This window comes from 'Chrysanthemum coronarium' phytoplasma (assembly GCF_000744065.1).
Classification (GTDB): Bacteria; Bacillota_I; Bacilli_A; order Acholeplasmatales; family Acholeplasmataceae; genus Phytoplasma; species Phytoplasma asteris.
The window spans coordinates 1-2,614 of the sequence record NZ_BBIY01000069.1; the positions used below are offsets into that span (position 1 = coordinate 1).

At 28.9% G+C, this 2,614-nt stretch carries 2 protein-coding genes; both read left to right on the top strand.

Features of this window, described 5'->3' with window-relative positions; all coding sequences use genetic code 11:
* Positions 1-704 (top strand): AAA family ATPase (locus OYV_RS03365; protein ID WP_236620280.1); only part of this gene is annotated, 704 nt, incomplete at its 5' end.
* A gap of 107 nt (positions 705-811) precedes the next feature.
* Positions 812-2,614: 5'-3' exonuclease H3TH domain-containing protein (locus tag OYV_RS05385; RefSeq protein WP_236620281.1), on the top strand; the 1,803-nt coding region annotated here is incomplete at its 3' end.

Genomic DNA, 2,614 nt, shown 5'->3' on the forward strand with positions numbered 1-2,614 from the left:
AAGGAATCGAAATTATAAGAGCCATGTTTGATTTCATTAGAGCTGAATGGCATCTAAACAAAAATAATGGTATGGGAGTAATTTTAATCGATGAATGCGACCAAGTATGGAAAAAAATGGAACTTATCAACCAAGAAGACCAAAAAATGAAAGACATCTTAAACGCCTTCAAAGCCGAAATTACTTCATTAAGAAGCCACTGCCCCCACAACCCTGATGCTTTTATTTTCGTAATTGGAGCCACTAATCACTTAGATCAAATAGACGATGCCATCAAATCACGCCTCAACTACCACATAGAAGTTAAACCCTTAGATACAAATGGTAGAAAAAAATTCTTAGAATTTTTAATTGAAAAAAGAAAAACACCAATCACCTCAACTGCAAAAGAATATTTATTAACAACAATTAATGATGTATTGGAAAAATTAACTGATAAATCCAAAACAGGACAACGCACTATGGAATATCTTTTAGATGATGCAATTATCAATGCTTGCTACGAAACCCAAGGGCAAAGTGACATTAGAATTGAAGACTTAAAAAATCTTTTAAAGTTATTTATGGATTTGATTTGCCTTAAAGACTTCATTAAGAAACTCATTATAATTAAAATTATAAAATCTTTTTATAAACGCAATAAAATAAAAACCCAAACAAAACCTTGTATTCTAAGAAAGTTTTTCCAAACTTTCTTTTTTTAATATTATATTAATTATTTTCCTTTTGTACCTTATAAATAACACAATCATTATTAACTTATAATCCAATTTTGGCTATTAGCTAAACGATAAAATAAATAGGAGAAACAATGAAACATTTAGTTTTAGTTGATGGCAATTCGCTTTTATTTCGAGCATATCACGCAACTGCAAGCAAATATAAACCCCTTTTGCAAAATAAAAAAGGGATCTACACTAATGCTCTTTTGTCTTTTATTAGAATGTTTGAAAAAATTTTAGAAGAAACGAAAGGCTATATTTTAGTAGCTTTTGATACTCATAAACCTACCAAAAGACACCAATTATATGATGCTTACAAACAAGGAAGACCAGAAACACCTTCTGCATTGATTAGTCAAATTCCTTTGATTAAACAATATTTAGACCTAATCGGCGTTAAATATCATGCCCAAGATGAATACGAAGCCGATGATATTATAGGTACTTTAGCCAAAGAAGCAAGCAATCAAAATAAGACAGTATCTATTTATTCAAGTGATCAGGATTTATTGCAATTAGTAGATGAAAAAATTACTGTTTGTTTGCTTAAAAAAGGATTGCGTGAAATTAAATGCTATAAACCTCCTACTTTGTTTGAAGAATACGGTCTTAAAGAATATCAAATGATTGATTATAAAAGTTTAATTGGCGATCCTTCTGATAACATTAAAGGAGTATTGGGAATAGGACCTAAAACTGCTCAAAAGTTATTACAAGAATACGATTCCCTAGATAATTTGATGCAAAATTTAGACAACATTAAACCTATTTTAAAAATCAAAATCCAAAATTCCCAAGCTGATTTAGAACTTAGCAAAACACTTACCGCAATTGACCTTAAAGTTCCCTTGCCCTTTGATTTTATGCAAACAGAAATACAAATACGTTTGGCGCAAAACCTTAAAAATTTTTATGAAGAAATGGATTTTAGACGCTTAGCTATTACCAAATATGCAAGAATTGAAAAAGAACCAAATACCACAAATACAAATGCAAATTATAATAATAAGGAAGTATCCCGCAAATCCAAAGAAGTGCAAGAAGTAGAAAAAGATAGCAATTTAGAAAATGATAATAATTTAAACCAAACAAATCAAAACAGACCTATCAACAACAACACCACTAACAATAATGACAATAACGCTCCAAAAGTTCAAGAACAAGGTGACAACCCACCTCAAAACAATTTTCATTTTCAAATTATCAAAGACCAAAACTCTCTAAATGCTTTTTTGGCTCAAATCCAACCATACCAAATTTGGGCTTGTTTTTTTGAGTTAGAAAAAGAAAATGACTCAAATACTTTTTTGCAAGGAATTGGTTTTTCCAATGAAAATACACATTTTTTTATAGATGCTAATTTGGCTTTTGCTAATAATAACTTTTGCAATTATCTAAAAGATGCTAATTTTTATAAAATTGTTTTTCACAATCAAGCAACACAACTTTTTTTAAAAACAAAACATCAAGAACTCAACGGAGTTATCTTTGATTTAGTTTGTGCTTCTTATCTTTTATTTCCTTTGAAAAATCTTGAATTTAGTCATATTATAGCCAAAATAGATATTTTGAATAACACAAATTATGTAAGCCAATTATCTCAAAACATTTTTATTTTAGAGCAAAAAGTAGCTTTTAAAGCTTTTTTATTACACGCCATCAAAAATAGCGTTTTGCATCATTTAAAAGCTCAAAACCAATTATTTTTGTTTCAAGAAATAGAACTTCCCTTATCAAATATTTTAGCCCAATTAGAATATGAAACTAATTTAGTAAAACAAAAACAAATAATAGAAGCACAGCCAATAGAAAAAAATACGGATGAAAAAATAGAGACACAACAAGAAAAAATACCAAAAACAAATCAAAGGCAAGAACAAGAACAAGCACAA